17 protein-coding genes are annotated in these 19598 nt (G+C 51.2%); 16 read left to right on the top strand and 1 reads right to left on the bottom strand.

Annotated features, from left to right (window positions below; all coding sequences use genetic code 11):
• Nucleotides 1–71: 71 nt before the first annotated feature.
• The 8 genes from HMPREF9469_RS14980 (at nt 72) to HMPREF9469_RS14950 (ending at nt 10020) form a co-directional block, all read left to right on the top strand.
• Complete coding sequence (locus HMPREF9469_RS14980) at nt 72–1355, top strand: ABC transporter substrate-binding protein (RefSeq protein ID WP_007863324.1); 1284 nt, start codon at nt 72–74, stop codon at nt 1353–1355.
• Nucleotides 1356–1461: 106 nt separating this feature from the next.
• Nucleotides 1462–2361 (top strand): carbohydrate ABC transporter permease, encoded by a 900-nt coding sequence (locus tag HMPREF9469_RS14975; RefSeq protein WP_007863323.1) that lies wholly within the window; start codon nt 1462–1464, stop codon nt 2359–2361.
• A gap of 59 nt (nt 2362–2420) precedes the next feature.
• Nucleotides 2421–3239 (top strand): carbohydrate ABC transporter permease, encoded by an 819-nt coding sequence (locus tag HMPREF9469_RS14970; protein ID WP_007863322.1) that lies wholly within the window; start codon nt 2421–2423, stop codon nt 3237–3239.
• Between the two features lie 23 nt (nt 3240–3262).
• Entirely contained in the window at nt 3263–5245 is a 1983-nt protein-coding gene (locus tag HMPREF9469_RS14965; RefSeq protein ID WP_007863320.1) for a glycoside hydrolase family 31 protein, read from the top strand.
• Nucleotides 5246–5293: 48 nt separating this feature from the next.
• Nucleotides 5294–7582: an alpha-xylosidase gene (gene yicI / locus HMPREF9469_RS14960; RefSeq protein WP_007863318.1), complete on the top strand. Its 2289-nt coding sequence runs from the start codon at nt 5294–5296 to the stop codon at nt 7580–7582.
• A gap of 25 nt (nt 7583–7607) precedes the next feature.
• A complete protein-coding gene (locus HMPREF9469_RS32065; RefSeq protein ID WP_007863315.1) occupies nt 7608–7757 on the top strand; it encodes a hypothetical protein in 150 nt (49 codons plus the stop codon).
• Between the two features lie 117 nt (nt 7758–7874).
• Nucleotides 7875–9338 carry an AAA family ATPase gene (locus HMPREF9469_RS14955; protein ID WP_007863314.1) on the top strand — a complete coding sequence of 488 codons (1464 nt, stop codon included), beginning with the start codon at nt 7875–7877 and terminating at the stop codon, nt 9336–9338.
• A complete protein-coding gene (locus HMPREF9469_RS14950) occupies nt 9328–10020 on the top strand; it encodes a hypothetical protein (RefSeq protein WP_007863312.1) in 693 nt (230 codons plus the stop codon). The genes HMPREF9469_RS14955 and HMPREF9469_RS14950 overlap by 11 nt, the downstream gene beginning before the upstream one ends.
• Here HMPREF9469_RS14950 and HMPREF9469_RS14945 read toward each other — a convergent pair.
• Nucleotides 9996–11372 carry an MATE family efflux transporter gene (locus HMPREF9469_RS14945; RefSeq protein WP_040416526.1) on the bottom strand — a complete coding sequence of 459 codons (1377 nt, stop codon included), beginning with the start codon at nt 11370–11372 and terminating at the stop codon, nt 9996–9998. The two genes, HMPREF9469_RS14950 and HMPREF9469_RS14945, sit on opposite strands and share 25 nt — an antisense overlap.
• A 185-nt stretch (nt 11373–11557) precedes the next feature.
• Here HMPREF9469_RS14945 and HMPREF9469_RS14940 point away from each other — a divergent pair, with 185 nt between their 5' ends.
• From HMPREF9469_RS14940 to HMPREF9469_RS14905, 8 genes are all read left to right on the top strand, one after another.
• Nucleotides 11558–12094: a PadR family transcriptional regulator gene (locus HMPREF9469_RS14940; protein WP_007863302.1), complete on the top strand. Its 537-nt coding sequence runs from the start codon at nt 11558–11560 to the stop codon at nt 12092–12094.
• Nucleotides 12095–12205: 111 nt separating this feature from the next.
• Complete coding sequence (locus tag HMPREF9469_RS14935) at nt 12206–13225, top strand: LacI family DNA-binding transcriptional regulator (RefSeq protein ID WP_007863301.1); 1020 nt, start codon at nt 12206–12208, stop codon at nt 13223–13225.
• 216 nt (nt 13226–13441) lie between these two features.
• The gene (locus tag HMPREF9469_RS14930; protein WP_007863299.1) at nt 13442–14221 is read left to right on the top strand and encodes an MTAP family purine nucleoside phosphorylase; all 780 of its coding nucleotides are present in this window, start codon (nt 13442–13444) and stop codon (nt 14219–14221) included.
• Nucleotides 14222–14235: 14 nt separating this feature from the next.
• Nucleotides 14236–14913, top strand: a complete 678-nt coding sequence (locus HMPREF9469_RS14925) for an HAD family hydrolase (protein ID WP_007863297.1) — start codon at nt 14236–14238, stop codon at nt 14911–14913.
• Nucleotides 14910–16010: a BMP family ABC transporter substrate-binding protein gene (locus HMPREF9469_RS14920; protein WP_007863296.1), complete on the top strand. Its 1101-nt coding sequence runs from the start codon at nt 14910–14912 to the stop codon at nt 16008–16010. Before HMPREF9469_RS14925 ends, HMPREF9469_RS14920 begins: the two co-directional genes overlap by 4 nt.
• Before the next feature lie 29 nt (nt 16011–16039).
• Nucleotides 16040–17554 (top strand): ABC transporter ATP-binding protein, encoded by a 1515-nt coding sequence (locus tag HMPREF9469_RS14915; RefSeq protein ID WP_007863294.1) that lies wholly within the window; start codon nt 16040–16042, stop codon nt 17552–17554.
• A complete protein-coding gene (locus HMPREF9469_RS14910; protein WP_007863292.1) occupies nt 17551–18618 on the top strand; it encodes an ABC transporter permease in 1068 nt (355 codons plus the stop codon). The genes HMPREF9469_RS14915 and HMPREF9469_RS14910 overlap by 4 nt, the downstream gene beginning before the upstream one ends.
• Nucleotides 18618–19538, top strand: coding sequence for an ABC transporter permease (locus tag HMPREF9469_RS14905; protein ID WP_007863290.1), 921 nt, complete (start codon nt 18618–18620; stop codon nt 19536–19538). Before HMPREF9469_RS14910 ends, HMPREF9469_RS14905 begins: the two co-directional genes overlap by 1 nt.
• The last annotated feature ends 60 nt before the right edge of the window (nt 19539–19598 follow it).

Here is a 19598-nt window from a genome sequence, read left to right as displayed (position 1 = left end):
TAAGATATTGGAATTTTATGTTCCCTTTCCGGACGGTATACTTAGAACAGAAAGAACAGAGGAGGTATACAATGAAAAAGGGTATTGTATTATTAACAGCGCTGGCCATGACGGCCGGGTCTCTTACAGCCTGCGGCGGCGGGGGCGCATCCACACAGACATCGGGACAGACAGCAGCTTCGGGGGCGGCTGAGAGCGCCAAGGCATCAGCGGACGGCAAGACGGAGATCACCTTCTGGCACTATATGTCGGAGGACAAGGAAGGAAAATATGTGGTTGAGGCCGTGGATGAGTTTAACAGCTCCCAGGACGAGGTCCATGTGACGGCCCAGTATCTGCCAAGGGCAGAGCTTATGAAACAGTACACCATTGGCGTGGTTTCAGGGGAACTGCCGGACTGCGGCATGGTGGATAACCCAGACCACAACTCCTATGCTTCCATGGGCGTGTTTGAGGATATCACCGACCTTTATAATTCCTGGGATGAGGCCGCTTTCCTGGAAGGCTCACTGAATTCCTGCTATTACGAGGATAAATTATACGGACTTCCCTGGGGCAATAACTGCCTGGGACTTTTCTATAACAAGAAGATGCTGGATGAAGCAGGGGTGGAGGTTCCCACAACCTGGTCTGAGCTGGAAGCGGCAAGCGAAAAGCTGACCACGGACACATGCAAGGGACTTGCCATATCTGCCATCGGCAATGAGGAAGGCACCTTCCAGTATATGCCATGGCTGCTGTCGGCCGGCGGAAGCGTAACGGACCTGACCAGCGGCGGAGCCAAGGAGTCCATGTCCTTCCTGTACGGAATGATCGAAAAGGGATATATCAGCAGAGAGTGCGTAAACTGGACCCAGGCAGACGTGGAAAAGCAGTTTGCCTCAGGACAGGCAGCCATGATGATCAATGGACCGTGGCAGTTCTCCGGCCTGGCCAAGGACGCCCCGGACCTGGAATACGGTGTGGCAAAAGCACCAAAGGCGGATGACGGGGATTATGCATCCGTACTGGGCGGCGAGAATGTGGCAATCTGCTCCGGCGCCAATGTGGAGGCCAGCTGGAAGTTCCTGTCATGGATCACCAGCAAGGAGAAATCACAGGAAATCTGCAAATCCATCGGACGTTTCTCTCCAAGGTCGGATGTGAATGTGCAGGAGATGTTTGCGGATGATCCCCTTAACTCCGTGTTTGCAGAGGTAATGCCCACTGCCCAGTCCAGAGGACCGTCCCCGGACTGGCCCGAGATATCCGCGGCCATCTATACCGCCCAGCAGGAAGTGTTCACAGGGCAGAAGGATGCGGATACCGCCCTTGCGGACGCACAGGCCAAGATTGACGCCATCGGCGCTAAATAAAGTATTTGAATGAGTCCCATCACATGTACAAGGCCAGACAGTACTGGATTGTGATGTGATGGGGCTTTTTGCACCAAAAACCAGGAAAAAGAACGGGAGGTTGCTTATGTGGGACAGTAAGCGGGAGAAAAAAGAACAGATACTGGGGTACTTCTTCATACTGCCGGCGGTGATCTATATGCTGGCGTTTATAGGGTATCCCATCATATATAACTGGATCATCAGCTTTCAGAATGTGACGGCCAAGACCATCGCAAGCGCTGCCAGGGAGTTTGCGGGATTTTCCAATTACAAAGCCATCTTTGCAGACGTGACCTTCAAGAAGGCTTTGGTCCACACCTTTATCTATACCATTGGATGCTTAAGCATTCAGTTTACCCTGGGCTTTTTATTTGCCATATTCTTCACAAAGAAATTCGCCCTTTCCAAACCCATCCGTGGTTTTATCGTTATCAGCTGGATGCTTCCGGTGACGGTGACGGCCCTGGTGTTCAAGTTCATGTTCGCTGAGGGAAACGGCATCATCAACTACATCCTTATGAGCCTTCACCTGATCGACAAGCCGGTGGGCTGGCTGCTCCAGGGAAATACAGCCATGATGGGACTGATCATCGCAAATTCCTGGGTGGGCATCCCCTTTAACATGCTGCTGCTCACAACCGGACTTAACAATATTCCGGGGGATATCTACGAGGCGGCTGCCATAGACGGGGCCACGGGTATACAGAAGTTTTTAAAGATCACCATCCCCCTTCTTAAATCCACCATCATGTCGGTGCTGATCCTTGGATTTGTGCTTACCTTTAAGGTGTTCGACCTGGTGTATGTTATGACGGGAGGAGGTCCGGTGGATGCCACCGAGGTGCTGTCCACCTATTCCTATAAGCTTTCCTTCCAGCTGTTCCACTTTGGGGAGGGGGCTGCGGTTGCCAATGTCCTGTTTGTTTGCCTGCTTATGGTTGCCCTGGTCTATCTCAGGACCATTTCAAAGGATGAAGCCATTTAATAGGCCGTTTAATGGCTCTGTGCAAGCAGCACATCGGTAAAATAAGAAAGGAGTATTCCATGAATAAGAAGAATAATATCATCCTGTGCGTTGTGGCCGTACTGATCGCATGTGTGTTCCTGTTTCCGTTATATTGGATCGTTGTCAATTCCTTTAAGCTGGACAGTGAGATATTTGCAAGCACACCCACACTGTGGCCAAAGGAATTTACATTAAAAGCATACCAGGAACAGTTTGGAAACCTGTTTATCACGGTGAGGAACTCGATCATCATTGCCCTGGGCTCCATGGTCCTGTCGCTGATCCTGTCCGTGCCCGCTGCCTACGGACTGGCAAGGTTTAAGGTAAGGGGAATGAAGCTGTTCATCCTTGTTTTCCTGATCACCCAGATGCTTCCCGCGTCCCTGGTGCTGACCCCCTTATACCTGATCTTTTCCAAGCTGGGGATCCTGAATACTTACTTTGCCCCCATTCTGTCCACGGCAACCATTTCCATCCCCTTTATCGTGCTCATGCTCCGTCCCGGATTCTTAAGCATGCCAAAGGAGCTGGAGGACGCGGCCATGATCGATGGCTGCAATGGTTTTACCACCTTTCTTCGGATCGCCATCCCCATCTCCAAGCCAACGGTGATCACAGCCACCTGCTTCAGCTTTGTGTTTGCATGGAACGATCTTGCGTACTCCATGACATTTAACACAAAGGAGATCATGAGGCCCATGACATCCGCGATCTACACCTTTATGAACCAGTACGGCACCCAGTGGAACAGTATCATGGCTTACGGCGTGCTGTTGATCCTGCCCAGCTGCTTTATTTTTGTGACCATGCAAAAGCACATTGTGGAGGGAATGACCAGCGGTTCTGTTAAGGGTTAATAATAAACCAGGAGGATATTGATATGAACGTTTTCAGAATTGAGGACAACTGCCTGAAATTCCATTATGACGCAGAGGAGCTGTGGATCCAGCCGTGGAGCGCCAACAGCTTCAGGGTAAGGGCCTGCAAGACTGCCCAAATGCCCTGCGAGAACTGGGCGCTTCAGATGGAGGTGGAGGACATTGTTCCCCAGATCACCATCCAGGAAGACTGCGCATGGATCAAAAACGGAAAAATTCAGGCAAAGGTATCACAGTACGGAAAGCTGACCTTTTATGACCGGAACGGGGAAATCCTTCTGGATGAGTATCTGAGGAACAGGCTGGATGTGTTTGCGGACTACTGCAGCGCCCTGGAAGTGGAGGCAAGGGAGTTTAAGCCCATTCCGGGAGGGGATTACCACTTATCCATGCGCTTTGTGTCTGATCCCCGTGAAAAGATATTTGGAATGGGGCAGTACCAGCAGCCCTACCTGAACTTAAAGGGCACAGATCTGGAGCTGGCACAGAGAAATTCCCAGGCAAGTGTTCCCTTTTATGTGTCATCCTTAAATTACGGATTCCTGTGGAACAACCCGGCAGTGGGAAGGACCATGTTTGGAAAAAATATCACCACATGGGAAGCGTATTCCACCAAGGCGCTGGATTACTGGATCACGGCTGAGGATACGCCTGCTAAAATTGAGGAGGCGTATGCCCGGGTTGCCGGTACGGTTCCCATGATGCCCGACTATGCCATGGGGTTCTGGCAGTGCAAGCTGCGCTATCAGACCCAGGAGGAGCTTCTTCAGGTGGCCAGGGAATATAAAAAGAGAAACCTGCCCATATCCGTGATCGTGATCGACTATTTCCACTGGCCGCTCCAGGGAGACTGGAAGTTTGATCTCAGGTACTGGCCCGACCCGGATGCCATGATCCGGGAACTGAAGGAAATGGGGATCGAGCTCATGGTTTCCATCTGGCCCACAGTGGATTATAGAAGCGAGAATTTCCAGGAGATGAAGGAAAAGGGATATCTGATCCGCACGGACAGGGGATTCCGGATCGCCATGGATTTCCAGGGAAATACCGTCCATTTTGACGCCACCAATCCAAAGGCCAGGGAGTATGTATGGCAGAAAGCAAAACAGAATTATTATGACAAGGGCGTAAAGATCTTCTGGCTGGATGAGGCGGAGCCTGAATACAGCATCTATGATTTTGACAACTACCGCTACCACATGGGACCCAATGTGCAGATCGGCAATATCTATCCTGCCATGTATGCAAAGACATTCTTTGACGGCATGAAGGCGGAGGGGCAGGAAAATATCATTAACCTGCTGCGCTGTGCCTGGGCCGGTTCCCAGAAATACGGGGCCCTGGTATGGTCCGGGGACATTCATTCCAGCTTTGCCAGTCTGAGAAACCAGGTGGCGGCAGGCCTTAACATGGGAATGGCAGGGATCCCCTGGTGGACCACGGATATCGGCGGATTCCACGGCGGGGACCCCCGGGACCCGGGATTCAGGGAACTGCTGATCCGCTGGTTTGAGTACGGTACATTCTGCCCGGTCATGCGTCTGCATGGATACCGGGAACCACTAAAAGAGCCCATGGGCACGGAGGGCGGCGCCGCATGTGTGTCAGGTGCGGACAATGAGGTGTGGTCCTTTGGGGATGAGGCATATGAGATCTGCAAGACCTACCTCAACTTAAGGGAGTCCATGAAACCCTATATTGCCCGGCAGATGGCAGCAGCCCATGAACAGGGAACCCCGGTGATGCGTCCTCTGTTCTATGATTTCCCGGAGGATAAAATGGCGTGGGAGATCGAGGACCAGTACATGTTTGGACCTGATATGATGGTGGCGCCCGTGCTGTATGCCGATATGAGGAAACGGACCGTGTACTTCCCTGAGGGAAGGGAATGGAAGCATTTCTTTACAGGAGAAATGTACCATGGAGGCACAACGGCCCAGGTGGAAGCGCCCATTGACCAGCTGCCTGTGTTCACAGCTGTATAAGAAGGGAAACACCACCTGAAGAGGTGGGAGTCTCGATCGGAGGGAAAGATGAAATTCACAAACGGTTACTGGCGTATCAGGGAAGAGATCGACCCCGTGTACGCGGTGGAATATTATGATGCAGATTATAGTACAAATTACGATACAGTTTACGATACAGGCAAAAAGGATAACAGCCTTGTGGTTTACGCTGCCACAAAACATATGGGAGACCGGGGGGACACCCTGAACCAGCCCATGCTCACGGTCACATTTTCCAGTCCCATGGAAAATGTGATCAAGGTATCGGCGGTCCACTTTAAGGGAGCCCTGTATAAAGGGCCCCACTACCAGGTGGCAGAGCAGGAGGGAAGTTTTGTCTCCATTACAGAGGACGAGGAGACCATCACCTACCAATCCGGCAGGACCAGCGCGGTGATTCATAAGGCGCCAATGGGGTGGAAGGTGGAATTTAAGGATGGGGACCGCCTTCTCACAGAGAGCAGCTTCCGGAACCTGGCTTATATGAAAAACAGGGAGACTGGAAAGAATTACATGGCGGAACAGCTGCTTTTAGACGTGGGCGAGTATGTTTACGGACTGGGAGAGCGGTATACCCCCTTTGTGAAGAACGGCCAGACCGTGGAGGTGTGGAACGAGGACGGGGGCACTGCCTCTGAGCAGACCTATAAGAACATCCCCTTTTATATTACCAACAAAGGATACGGGGTGTTTGTTGCCCATGCCGGTGACGTGCATTTTGAAGTGGGCAGCGAGAAGGTGGAGCGGGTGCAGTTCAGCGTGCAGACGGAGAGGCTGGATTACTACATCATCAACGGAACCACCCCCAAGGAGACGGTGCAGCTGTACACCGAGCTCACAGGCAAGCCTGCCCTGCCTCCCTCATGGTCCTTTGGACTGTGGCTGACCACCTCATTTACCACCAGTTATGATGAGGAGACGGTGAGCAGCTTTATTCAGGGCATGGAGGACCGGGACATCCCGCTTCACACCTTCCATTTTGACTGCTTCTGGATGAAGGGATATGAGTGGTGCAACTTTGAGTGGGATAAGGATACCTTCCCTGACCCGGAGGCCATGTTAAAGAGGTATAAGGCCAGAGGACTTCATATCTGTGTGTGGATCAACAGCTACATCGGCCAGAAGTCGGCCCTGTTTGATGAGGGCATGGAGCAGGGGTATTTTGTAAAGAACCTGGACGGCTCCGTGTGGCAGTGCGACAGATGGCAGGCGGGAATGGCTCTGGTGGACTTCACCAATCCTAAGGCCTGCAAGTGGTACCAGGATAAGCTGGAGCGCCTGATCGACATGGGTGTGGACTGCTTTAAGACGGATTTTGGAGAGCGGATACCTGTGACCGGAGTAATGTATTATGACGGGTCCGACACTGTAAAAATGCATAACTATTACACCTACCTGTACAACCAGGTGGTATTTACACTTTTGGAGCGCAAGCTGGGAAAGGATAAGGCCCTTGTATTTGCCAGATCCACGGCGGCCGGAGGCCAGAAATTCCCCGTGCACTGGGGCGGGGACTGTACGGCCACCTACCTTTCCATGGCTGAGGATATGAGGGGCGGACTGTCCCTGTCCCTTGGGGGCTATGGGTTCTGGAGCCATGACATTGGGGGATTTGAGCAGACCGCATCCGCTGATGTGTATAAGCGCTGGTGTGCCTTCGGCCTTCTCAGCTCCCACAGCCGGCTTCACGGCTCCACCTCCTACCGGGTGCCCTGGCTGTTTGATGATGAGGCATGTGACGTGCTGAGGAAATTTGTTAAGTTAAAATGCTCCCTGATGCCCTACATCTTTGCCCAGGCGGTAAAGGCCCACAGGGAAGGCATACCCATGATGCGCCCCATGTTCCTGGAGTTCCCGGAGGACCCTGCCTGCGAGACGCTGGACCGGCAGTATATGCTGGGGGATTCCCTGCTGGTAGCGCCCGTGTTCCGGGAAAGCGGGGAAGTGGCCTACTATCTCCCGGCGGGCACATGGACCAATTACCTCACAGGCGAGGTGAGGGAAGGCGGCAGATGGTACAGGGAAGTCTTTGACTATTTCCATCTCCCGCTGATGGTAAGGGAAAACACGGTCCTGGCAGTGGGCAGCCATGAGGAGCGGCCGGATTATGACTATGTATCCGGCACCACCTTAAAGCTGTTCCAGATCAAGGACCAGGCAGATATCCGCATCATGGTTCCGGATGTGGATGGAAAGGAAGCAGCTGACATAAGGGTCACCTCAGACCGGGGCCGGGTCAGAGCCGTGATCCGCGGCGGCGCTCACTGGACAGTGGAAGGTCCTGAGGGGATGATTGTGGAAGTTGCGGAGGAGTGATTGCCACTTAGGACATCCGGCCAACATGATGACCAGGGAACAGTTTATCGATCGTTTTAAAGTTCAGGTGTCCCATGTGATGGATCCTGAACAGGCAGAGGAATGGATCAATATGATATGTAATATTGAAAAATATGATAATATCACGGATGTGGCGGATCGGTTGTTTGTATGATCATCAGATGGGGTGTGCATAAGAGAGTGGGGATTTCCCCACTCTTTTGCCGTTGCAGATATCCCCTGAATAGAAATCCCCCAACCAGAAAATACTAATGGAAAAACTGGATATGCCATGGGCAATTTTGTGGTAGAGGGGGTAGTTTCATTGGATGACATAATAGTCCGTCTGCAGTCACTGGATTTAAAGAACATAAAAAATGTATCTTTTGGCAGGATCGAAATGCCCTGCGCGCACAACAAAGAACTGTGCTTTCAAAGGTCTGAAATATTAGGGCTGTATGGGCAGAACGGTTCCGGGAAGACGGCGGCGGTGGACGCTTTATATTTTCTGCAAAACATTATGATCGGAAAAAGCCTGAAGGAGGAGATGGGAGATTATATAGACGCCAATGAGGATCAGGCGGAAATCTGGGCGGAGTTTGCGGTCTTTATGGAGGATTCTGTATTTGAAGTGGGGTATCGGATCCAGATCCGGAGAACGGAAAACAGACAGGTTGAGATCCTGAGGGAACTATTAAGCTGTGCGAAAAACTCAAAGGGCAGAAGGACCAGCAGAGCCGTATTTATGGATTATAAACGGGATGACAGGTCGGTGGTTTTCAGGCCTAAAAAGCGGCTGGAGGAGGTATTTGAAACAAATAAAGAGTATAAGACCGACCTGATCGTGGCCAGAAAACTGGCTGAGAAAAGCAGGTGTTCCTACATCTTTGGGGAGAGCAGCCGGGAGATCTTTTTTTCAGAGCATGGGAATGCTTTTTCTGAGTATTCTGCGATCATCAAGGCATTGTTCCACTATGCCCTCACGGATCTGTTTGTTATAAGAAACTCCCATTCCGGTGTGATCTCAGCCAATTTTGTGCTGCCCATGGCATTCAGGATCGACAAGGAGGACCCATATAATCCTGGACTGAAGGGGGATTTCACCATTTCCCTCATGGAAGCCACGGTGCTGGATGAAAGGCAGAAGGACGTGCTGTATCAAATCACAGGACAGATCAATACGGTGATTCACACCATAATTCCGGGGATGAGACTGGATATCCGGGACCATGGATTCCAGATGATGGGCAATGGAAAAACAGGGTTTAAAGTGGAACTGTTATCCAAAAGGGATGGGATCCCTCCCATCCCCATACGCATGGAATCAGAAGGAATCATCAAGATCATTTCCATTTTAAACGCTCTGATCCAGGCATTTGGGAATGCCTCGATCTGCCTTGTGATCGATGAACTGGACGCAGGGATTTTTGAATATATGCTGGGGGAACTGCTGGATATCTTTCATAAAAGCGCCAGGGGACAGCTGATCTTCACCTCCCATAACCTGCGGGCTTTGGAGATGCTTAAAAAGGACAGCATCATGTTTTCCACTGCCAATCCAAATAACCGTTACATTCATATGAGAAACATGAAAGCATCGGACAATCTGCGGGATGCGTATCTAAGGAGTATCACCCTGGGGGGACAGATTGAAGAGATATACAGCGAGACGGACAGCTTTAAGATCGCGCGGGCGTTCAGGAAAGCGGGCAGAAGCATGAAGCACACAGGCGGGGAAATGAAACATGGAAAATAAGGAAAAAAAGGTCATAGCATTTATTGTGGAAGGCTCCAGCGATGAGGCTGTCATCGGTTCCGTGATGAAGGAGTATTTTTCAAATGAACAGATACAGTTTGTGGTTGTGCACGGGGACATAACAACCAGGGACTATGTAAGTATGGATAACATCATCAGGAAGATAAACGACTTGGTAAGCACGCTGAAGGAAAAATACAGGTACAAAACCTCGGACTTTATTAAGATCATCCATCTTGCGGACACGGACGGTGTTTTTATCAGTGACGAGTGCGTATGGCCTGCGGACGTGGATTCCATCACATACTATGAGGACCACATAGAGACAAGGTCCAGGGAGGCTATTTTGGACCGCAACCACAAGAAGTCGGAAATACTTTTTAAGCTGTATAAGACCGGAAAGATCGGCGCCATCCCATACAATATCTACTATAATTCCTGTAACCTGGAGCATGTGCTGTTCAATGAATTAAAGGATTTTACCAATGAGGAAAAGGAAGAAATGTCAGATGAGTTTGCGGATAAATATGAGCAGAATCCGGAGGATTTTATCGCATTCCTGTCGGAACAGCAGGTGGCTGTTCCAGGCACCTATCAAGATACCTGGAAGTTTATTGAGGAGGATTTAAACTCATTGCAGCGCCACACTAATATGCATCAGATATTTGAGGGTATGGCATAAAAAGGCTCCCTGTGCAGACGTACAGACATGGCCACGGCAATAATGGCAGAGATGATGTCAGCTGCCGGCTGTGCGTAGAGAATGCCGTTTATTCCCCAAAGGGCGGGGAGTGCTAAGATGATTGGGACAAAGCAGATCCCCTGCCTGCAGGCGCCAAGGATAAAGCCTTCTCTGGCTTTTCCAAGGGCAAGAAAGAGCGAGGAATAGACCGTGTAGTAACCAAAAAGCAGAAAGGACAGCCCGTTTGCGCGCAGGGCTTTTTGTCCGGCCTGGATCATTTCCATATCCCCTTTTGTGAATTGGGAAATGACCGCTGTGGGGAAGACGGCCATGGCCAGTCCATACACGGTGCAGAAGATGGTTGACCAGAGAATGGATGTACGGATCGCCTGACGCAGACGATCATATTTCTTTGCCCCGTAGCTGTATCCCGCAATGGGCTGGAAGCCTTTTAGAAAACCGAATACCATCAGGCTCCCCATGGAAATGATCCTTGTGACAGCCCCCATCCCGGCGATTACCGAGTCCCCGTATTCCTTTGCCTGCATGTTGATCAGAGTGATGGAAAGGCCGGTCAGCAGCTGGAATACCAGGGTGGGAACGCCGATCTTTAAGATTTCAGACATGATCTGCGGGGAGTAACGGCATTGGCTGGGACGGAAGGTAAACATGCTTTTTTTGCAAAGTATATAGGCCAGATAGACCAGTGAGGAGATGACCTGTGACAGGGCGGTGGCAATGGCGGCGCCTGCCACGCCTAAATCAAGTCCATAGATAAAGACCGGGTCCAGGACCATATTCAGGACCGCTCCTGAGAGAAGGGCGCACATGGTGGTCTTTGCAGAGCCTTCGCTGGTGACAATGTTGTTCATGGTTACATTAAACACATTAAAAATAGAGAAAGTGACATAGATACCCCCATAGGTAAGGGCATAGGGCAGTATGCTTTGGGTCGCGCCCAAAAGCCTGAGAATGGGGGTGAGAAAGATCAGGGTGAGGAGGATCATCAAAGCGCCTGCCAGGATGCTGCTGTACAGAGCGGTGCTGGCAACCTGATCCGCCGTGTCCTTATCCCCGCGTCCCAGCAGCCTGGAAATATAGGATGCCGCCCCATTTCCAAACAGCAGACCCAGGCCCACCACCACCTGCCCCAGGGGAAAGGCAACTGATATGGCCCCCATCTGGCTGGTTCCCAGTCCTCCCACAAAAAAGGCGTCCACCAGATTGTATAATGCGTTGATCATCATACCGATCATGGTGGGAAGCCCCATTGCCAAGAGGGCTTTGGGAATGGGCGCATTCCCCAGCAATTCTGTTTTTCTGTTTCCTGTTTTTCTGTTTTCTGATTCCATGTTTTCTGATTTCCTGTTTTTTTCCTTCATGACCGCTCCTTCATGTTCGTTCCTGTGATTCATACTATTCTGTCCTTTCCCTTGACATAGATTGTGAAATAAAGTACTATAAATTATAGTATTTAAAGCAACGGAATAAATACTACTATAAATTATAGTATATGTCAAGGTTAAAGGAGGAAATTATGGCGACTATTGATCTGATCGTGTTGGGAATGTTAAAAAAGGAGTCTTTGAGTGCCTACGATATCCAGAAATTAGTGGAGTACCGCAATATATCCAGGTGGGTGAAGATCAGCACGCCTTCCATTTATAAAAAGGTGATCCAGCTGGAGGAGAAGGGATATATCACAAGCAGCATGGTAAAGGAGGGCAGGATGGCCGAGAAGGCGGTCTATTCCCTGACGGAACAGGGGAACAGGGAATTTGAACACCTTATGGAGGAGATTGCCTCCAAGCCCATACACATTTTCCTGGATTTTAATGCTGTGATGGTGAACCTGGACAGTATCACACCGGAGAAACAGAAAGCCTGCCTGGAAAAGATTGAGGACAATATAAAAACCTTGAAAACATATTTGGAAGAAAATGTAAGCATGAAAGAGGGGGAGCCTGTGATCCCAAGAACAGGTATGGCTGTCTTAAAGCAGCAGCAGATCCTGGCCTTAGCAGTCGAGGACTGGATCAGGGAAGTAAAAAGGGATCTTTCCGACACGCGATAGGGATTATTTTATGCGGGAAAATAAAGGTACAGTATTGCAAAAACAAAAAATATATGGTAATATTGCTATACTGAAAAGGATTTCAGCTGCAGAAAAGAGGAAGAAGTGCACATGAAAAAGGGGAAAATCACAATTAAGGATGTGGCTGAATATGCCAGTGTATCACCGGCCACCGTCTCACGTGTACTCAACGACTATAAGTGGATCAATTCAGAGGTAAAGGAACGGGTTCAGAAAGCCATTGACGAACTCCACTATGTGCCTGATTTTACGGCAAAGGCCATGGTACGGGGCAGGAGCCAGGTGGTGGTGGTGATCGTGCCCATCATTGATAATCATTTTTTTACCCAACTGATCAACACGGTTATCCAGGAAATGAAGAAATATGGCTATTATGTGGTTGTATATACAACAGAGTCCGCAGATGAGGAGTGCAGCTTTCTGGGAAGCTCCATCTGCCAGATGGCTGACGGGATATTGGATGCCACCTCCTTAAAGGAACTGTCACCGTTGCAGAATGTTAAGAAACCCATGGTGCTGATCGACCGCTATTTTGAGGGGAATACAACCATAGACTGCGTAATGAACCGGAATTACGAGGCCCTGTACCAGGGTACAGAGTATCTGATCCGACATGGACATAATAAGATCGCCTTTCTTGTGGGAGCAGAGGGACACGGCATAGCGGAGGAGCGGATCCGGGGATTTAGGGATGGGCTCCAGGCCCATGGGCTGCCCTGGAGGGAGGAGTATTTTATACAGGACTGCTGGAAGACGGAAGCCGGTATACGGTATGCGTCAAGGCTTCTTGAACTGCCGGATCCTCCCACGGCCATCATAGCTGGGAATAATACGCTGACCACAGGTGTCCTGGAGGCGGTGAGGAATCATGGGATGACGCCGGGAGGGGATATCTCGATGATTGGTTTTGAGGAGTGTGATGAGGATGTGCAGGCATTTGCCCGCCATGGGATCACCAGCTTCCGTCTGGATACATCAGCGATTGCAAGCTGTGCGGTAAAACTGCTGCTAAACAGGATGGAACAGTCGGGAAAACGCGCCGGGGCCCGGGTGGAGGCCCTGGAATTAAACTTTATTGAACGGACATCGGTATGCGCTCCCTCGCTGTGAGGAAAGGCGGCATATCCACAAAGACGGACAGGAGCGTGCTCATACGCGCTCCTGGGGAGTCCAGGGGGACTTCCCTTTTACATGACAGTAAAAAAATGTGGTCAGGATAGGGACAACATTTTTTTTACAGGAACTGAAAACGATTTCAGTTTCAAAAAATATAAGTTTACCCCCGGAGATCCCGAGAGTAAACAAAAGGGAAAAGGAGAAAAACAAATGAAACCAGTAGGAATTATCGGAGGCAGCGGATTTTATGAGCTTCTGGAAAACCCCAGGATGTTTGTCCATAATAATAAATATGGGCGTTCTTCAGAAATCTTTGAGGGAATGATCCAGGGACGCAAGGTTTATTTCCTCCCGCGTCACGGGGAGGAGCACAAAATCATTGTGCCGCGCATTAATTACAGGGCCAACATATGGGCGTTTAAGGAGCTGGGAGTGGAGCAGATACTGGCGACCAACTGCGTGGGAAGCAGCAACCCGGACATTGAGCTGGGCAGCCTGGTGATCCCCCATGACTTCTGCGACTGGACCAGAAGGTTCCCACGTTCTTTGTATGATGATGAGGTGGAGGCATACCATGTGGACATGACGCCGGCCTATTGCCCGGACTTAAGAAAGGCATTGATCCAGGCGGCCAACCAGGTAAAGCCCGGACATGTCCACGACCAGGCCGTGATCTTTGTCAATGAGGGACTCAGATTTGAGACGCCGTTTGAACTGAAAATGTTCAGAAAGCTGGGAGCTGACCTCATTGGGATGACCACTCTGCCTGAGGCCGTGTTTGCCAGGGAGGCGGCAATCTGTTATGCCCATATCTGTGTTCCCACTAACTGGTGCCTGGGAGAGCAGATCGAGGCGGACGATTTCCCAAGGCTGCTGAAACAGGGAATAGAGGATTTTAAGCAGGTGCTGTACCTGGCCATCCCCACCCTTTCAGATGACAGGGATTGCCCGTGCAGCCACGCGCTGGACCATGCGATCTTAAAAAAGTGAGGGGTGGAGTAGGGATGCCCGGATATCAGGCACTGCTCACGGATCTGGACGGGACCTTGATCCACTCCCAGGACTGTATCTGTGATGCGCTTTTGGCAGCGTTTCAAACGGTAAGCAGGGTGACTCCTTCCAAAGAGGAGATCATGGGCATGTTTGGGCTTCCGGTGGAGGTAATGCTCACCACCCTGACCGACATAAGCCCGGATGATAAAGAGACCATAGCTGATTTTATTGAGGAGTATAAACGGCAGTACCCCATCCATATGGAGAGGGCCAGGCTCATAGACGGAGCCCTGGAAACTGTAAAATACATAGAGGGCCTGGGATGCCCGGTCTGCCTGATTACATCGGAGCGGAGAAAGAATGCAGCCCATATCTTAGGGCGGATGGGGCTGGACCGCTATATACGGTTCATGGTCACCAGGGATGATGTGACCTGTTTTAAACCGGATCCAGAGCCTATTTTAAAGGGAGCAGCAGCCTGCGGGACAGCCCCCAAGGACTGTGTGTACATTGGGGAGTCTCCCTTTGACATTGAGGCAGGAGTGGCTGCAGGTGTGTTTACGGTGGCAGTGCCATCGGGAAACTGGCCGGTGGATTCCCTGGTGGAACAATCGCCGGATTGTGTGGTAAAGGATATTACAGAGTTGTGTTCCATTTTTGATGAGTCACGAAGGAGGAGAACGATATGAGAAAGATGAAATTGTTTTTAACCGCAGCAGCCGTTATCTGCGCGCTGTCAGGATGTGCAGGCAAGACAGAGGCCCCCAAGGACCAGACACAGGCCGCAAGCGAGGCAAAGACCGAGAAAGCAGAGGAAGCAGGAAAGGAAGCGGGTAAATCAGAGAACGCAGGGGAAACAGAGGAAGCAAAAAAAACAGAGACGCCGGAGAACGGGGATCTGTTTACCTGTCTGATATCTGAGGCGCCGGCAGGCGTTCCTTTTACGGACCTGACCTGGACCGGTTTTGAGAGGATCGAAAATGAGTACGGAGCCCAGGTTAAGCTGATCGAGGCGCTTGACAAGGCTGAGTATTCCGAGCAGATCAGGGCCATGGCGGAAATGGGGGCAAATCCCATCTACACTATGTTTGACACGGTCAATGAGGTGGCTGTGGAGCTGGCGCCGGAATACCCGGAGACCATGTTCTGTCTGATCGACAGCAGCCTGGACACAAAGTATGACAATGTGGCAAACGTGTATGTGGATTCCCTGGAACCAGCCTTTGTATCCGGCTTTGTGGCAGCCAAGACCACCCAGTCAGGGACTATCGGATGGATCGGCAGCCTGGATATCCCGGTCATCAACCGGTTCCGTGACGCATACCTGGCTGGAGCCAAATATGCGGACCCGGATGTGGTGGTACAGACCGCTTATGTGGGGGACGACAGTGATACGGTAAAGGCAGGGGAGCAGACAAAGATCATGGTCAGCCAGGGCGCCGACATTATCTTCCAGACAGCCAATCTGGCGGGCCTGGGCGTGATCCAGGGCTGTTCGGATGCGGGAATTAAATGTATTGGCGTGGATGAATGGCAGGGCGGCATTGACAGCTGCGTATTCTGGTCCTCCTTAACCGATATCAACGGAGCTGTGTTTGACTCCTTTACCGCTTACAAGGAAGGCAGGTTCACGGCCGGAAGGACCAATTACGGAATTGAGACCCAGTCAGCGATCTATGATGACAGGGATTATGAAAAACTTCCTGATGATGTGAAGGCAGAACTGGACGAACTGCTTGCAGCTGTGAGATCCGGTTCCCTTAACCTGGAGGACTTGCTTAAATAGCAGGCCATGGTTACATAAAGGAGGCATCTATGGACTTTGTGCTGGAATTAAAGGGGATAACCAAGCGGTTCGGAAGTCTGACCGCAAATGACAGGATCAGCCTGTCTGTAAGGAAGGGAACAGTCCATGCGGTCATCGGGGAAAACGGGGCTGGAAAAAGCACGCTCATGAATGTGATCAGCGGCCTGTACCGGCCGGATGAGGGGGAGCTGTTTGTACACGGGAAAAAGGTGGATTTCAAGAATCCCAATGATGCCAGCAGGGCGGGCATCGGAATGGTGCACCAGGAATTTATGCTGTTCCCTGAATTGACCGTGCTGGATAATATCATGATGGGATATGAGAAGAAGAAATGGGGTATTTTCCTGAACCGGGAAGCGGCCCGCCGCCATGTGGAGGACATATGCCGGGAGTATCATTTTAACATACCTTTGGATGAACTGGTCCAGAACCTGTCCGTTTCCATGCTGCAGCAGGTGGAGATCGTGAAGATATTATACCGGGGAGTGGACATCATTATCTTTGACGAGCCCACATCCGTGCTGACACCCCAGGGGATCCAGGGCCTGTTTGAGGCCATCCGTTTTCTGGTGAAAAACGGCAAGACCGTGCTGTTCATCACCCACAAGCTGAAGGAAGTAATGGAAATCTCCGACCGCATCACGGTCTTAAAGAACGGACATTATGTGGATACCGTAAAACCGGATGAGACGGACGAACATGGCCTTGCCACCATGATGGTGGGAAGGGAGGTCATCCTTACTGCCCAGAAAGAAGAAAAGAAGCAGGGAGACGTGCTGCTCCAGGTCAGGCATCTGTCCGTACCGGATTATGAGGGAAGGGAAAAGTTAAAGGATGTCTCCTTTGAAATACGCAGGGGGGAGATTCTGGGAATTGCAGGCGTGGCCGGTTCCGGCCAGCAGGAGCTGGTGGAGGGACTGTTCGGCCTAAGAAGCAGCAGCCGGGGGGAAGTCCTCTTTGATGGAAAGGACATCACGGGCCTTAACTGCCGGGAACACCGCATGTGCCATATCGGATATGTGCCCCAGGACCGCATCAGCGAAGGCATCAACCGGGAAGCCACCCTGTGGGAGAACGCCATCATGGGCTACCATATTGTGAAGGGATTTGGAAACCGCTATCTCCTGAAGCGAAAGCAGGCCATATCCTTTACAGAGCATATCATCCATGATTTTAATGTTAAGGCATCCTCGCCCAACCTGAAGATACAGACCCTTTCAGGGGGAAATATCCAAAAACTGATCGTGGGCAGGGAGTTCCTGCAGGACAACCGTCTGCTGATCATTGAGGATCCCACCCGGGGCATTGACATAGGTGCCATTGAATTTATCTGGAAAAAGATTGAAAGCCTGGCAGGCGCAGGAGCGGCCATCCTGCTGGTAAGCCATGAGCTGAATGAGGTGATGGAAGTATCAGACCGCATCCTTGTAATGTACGATGGACAGCTGTACGATGGAGGAATACACGGTGAGAAGACGGAGACAGAGATAGGGCTTTTGATGACGGGAGGTGGCTGCGCATGAGTAAGATAACAAGGGGCATGGGCCAGGACGCTGCCTGGAATGTGATGAAATATGTATTTTCATTTATGGCAGTTATGATAATCGGCAGTGTTCTCATCCTGTGGCAGGGAGAGAATCCTGCCACGGCCATGAAATATATCCTCCAGGGAGCTTTTGGGAGCATCCGCAATATTGGAAATACGCTGCGCTGGATCACACCCTGTATCCTGACCGGGATCGCTGCCACCATAGCCTTCAAATCAGGGGTCATGAACCTGGGCATTGAGGGGCAGCTTTACTTTGGGGCCTATGCGGCGGCACTGTTTGGATTCTATGTACATCTGCCAAAGGCCCTTCACGTAACCGGATGCCTGCTGGCAGCCGGTGCTGCGGGAATGTTGTTTGCACTGATTCCGGCAGTGATGAAGCTGGTATTCCATGTGAATGAGATGATCACAACCCTTATGCTGAATTACATTGCCATCCTGATGACGGAATATCTCACCTATATTGTGATGGGCATCAGCGCGGCCGGGGATTCCCTGGCCCTGTCCACGCCTCCCATCGAGGATACGGCGCGTCTCACCAACCTGATCCCCAAGACAAATGCCAGCACCGGGATTCTGATCGCGGTGGGACTTGTGGTGGTCATCTACCTGGTCTACCGCTGCACGGTGGTGGGGTATGAGCTAAAGCAGGTGGGTGAGAACCGCAGGTTTGCCAGGATAGGGGGCGTCAATGTGACAAAAACATTCCTGGCCATCTTCCTGCTGTCCGGTTTTGTGGCCGGATTATGCGGCAGTATTGAGGTACAGGGCACTTATGGGAAGTTTACGGCCAGCTTTTCCAACAATCTGGGATGGGACGGGATCATGATCGCCATGATCGCGGGCAACAATCCGCTGACAGTTCTGGTGGTAGCCGTGATATGGGGGATCCTGAAAGCCGGTTCCCTTCACATGGAGCGCATGTGCGATGTGAACCGTCTCACGGTACTGCTGATCCAGGCCCTCTTTGTGCTGTTCATCACAGTGGACTACAGGAAACTGGCAGGTATGTTTAAGAGAAAGGCGGTGGTGGGATAATGCTAAATATTTTAGTGGGAACCATTACCATGGCAGCTGCGCTGAGAATGGCCGTGCCCCTGATCCTGTCCTCCATTGGCGGCTGCTTTGGGGACAGGACAGGAATCTTTAATATTGCCCTGGAAAGCTTTATGCTGTGCGCGGCCTTTTTCGCAACCCTGGGTACCTACTATTCAGGCAGCCCCTATGTGGGGGTATTGTGCGGTATCCTGGCCGGACTGGCCTGTGCGGTCCTGTTCGGGACACTGGTGTTCCATCTGGGCTCCAGCGGAATGGTGGTCAGCATTGCCATGAATCTGGGAATGGATGCATTTACCTCCTTCCTGCTTTTGAATTTATTTGGAAAACGCGGCTCCTTTATGGATCCGCGCCTGGTCAGTCTCCCCGTGATCAAACTGCCCCTGATCAGCAGGATCCCCTATGCGGGGGAGGTGCTGGGCGCCCATAATATTGTGGTGTACCTTACACTTTTGGCAGTTGCGGGCACATGGATCGCCATGTACAAAACACCCTTTGGCCTCAGGCTCAGAAGCGTGGGCATCAATGAGAAGGCGGCCCAGACAACAGGAACCAACGTGCTGCGCTACAAGTGGTATTCCGTTTTGATCACCGGCTTTTTTGTGGGGATCGCAGGGGCCATCCTGCCTTTGGGGGGAACTTCCATTTTTACGGAAAACATGTCCGCGGGACGCGGCTTCCTGGCAGTTGCGGCCATTATGATCGCCAAGGGAAATCCGGTGATGGCGGCGGTATACAGTTTTATGTTTGCGTATGCACAGGCATTGGCGGCCAGCATGCAGAATTTTGGGATACCGTCCCAGATCGTACTGGCCCTGCCATATTTTATGACCATCGCGGTCCTGGTGGTTTCAGGAATCCGATCCAGGATGAAAGGGACCTCTTTGGAAACGTGTTCTTGACAAACATAAACATGATAGGCAGACAGGCTGCATCCTCCGCTCAGCGGGGATGCAGCCTGT

Source organism: [Clostridium] citroniae WAL-17108, from assembly GCF_000233455.1.
GTDB lineage: Bacteria > Bacillota > Clostridia > Lachnospirales > Lachnospiraceae > Enterocloster > Enterocloster citroniae.
Note: the sequence above shows the minus strand (reverse complement) of the source record. Positions and strands in the feature narration are given on the sequence as shown.

Bases quoted from the DNA above. Each gene is read 5' to 3' on its own strand.
- yicI (WP_007863318.1), top strand. From the start codon at position 5,294: ATGAAATTCACAAACGGTTACTGGCGTATCAGGGAAGAGATCGACCCC.
- HMPREF9469_RS14940 (WP_007863302.1), top strand. From the start codon at position 11,558: ATGGCGACTATTGATCTGATCGTGTTGGGAATGTTAAAAAAGGAGTCT.
- HMPREF9469_RS14975 (WP_007863323.1), top strand. From the start codon at position 1,462: ATGTGGGACAGTAAGCGGGAGAAAAAAGAACAGATACTGGGGTACTTC.
- HMPREF9469_RS14955 (WP_007863314.1), top strand. From the start codon at position 7,875: ATGGGCAATTTTGTGGTAGAGGGGGTAGTTTCATTGGATGACATAATA.
- HMPREF9469_RS14950 (WP_007863312.1), top strand. From the start codon at position 9,328: ATGGAAAATAAGGAAAAAAAGGTCATAGCATTTATTGTGGAAGGCTCC.
- HMPREF9469_RS14905 (WP_007863290.1), top strand. From the start codon at position 18,618: ATGCTAAATATTTTAGTGGGAACCATTACCATGGCAGCTGCGCTGAGA.
- HMPREF9469_RS32065 (WP_007863315.1), top strand. From the start codon at position 7,608: ATGATGACCAGGGAACAGTTTATCGATCGTTTTAAAGTTCAGGTGTCC.
- HMPREF9469_RS14965 (WP_007863320.1), top strand. From the start codon at position 3,263: ATGAACGTTTTCAGAATTGAGGACAACTGCCTGAAATTCCATTATGAC.
- HMPREF9469_RS14910 (WP_007863292.1), top strand. From the start codon at position 17,551: ATGAGTAAGATAACAAGGGGCATGGGCCAGGACGCTGCCTGGAATGTG.
- HMPREF9469_RS14915 (WP_007863294.1), top strand. From the start codon at position 16,040: ATGGACTTTGTGCTGGAATTAAAGGGGATAACCAAGCGGTTCGGAAGT.
- HMPREF9469_RS14925 (WP_007863297.1), top strand. From the start codon at position 14,236: ATGCCCGGATATCAGGCACTGCTCACGGATCTGGACGGGACCTTGATC.
- HMPREF9469_RS14945 (WP_040416526.1), bottom strand. From the start codon at position 11,372: ATGGAATCAGAAAACAGAAAAACAGGAAACAGAAAAACAGAATTGCTG.
- HMPREF9469_RS14930 (WP_007863299.1), top strand. From the start codon at position 13,442: ATGAAACCAGTAGGAATTATCGGAGGCAGCGGATTTTATGAGCTTCTG.
- HMPREF9469_RS14935 (WP_007863301.1), top strand. From the start codon at position 12,206: ATGAAAAAGGGGAAAATCACAATTAAGGATGTGGCTGAATATGCCAGT.
- HMPREF9469_RS14980 (WP_007863324.1), top strand. From the start codon at position 72: ATGAAAAAGGGTATTGTATTATTAACAGCGCTGGCCATGACGGCCGGG.
- HMPREF9469_RS14920 (WP_007863296.1), top strand. From the start codon at position 14,910: ATGAGAAAGATGAAATTGTTTTTAACCGCAGCAGCCGTTATCTGCGCG.
- HMPREF9469_RS14970 (WP_007863322.1), top strand. From the start codon at position 2,421: ATGAATAAGAAGAATAATATCATCCTGTGCGTTGTGGCCGTACTGATC.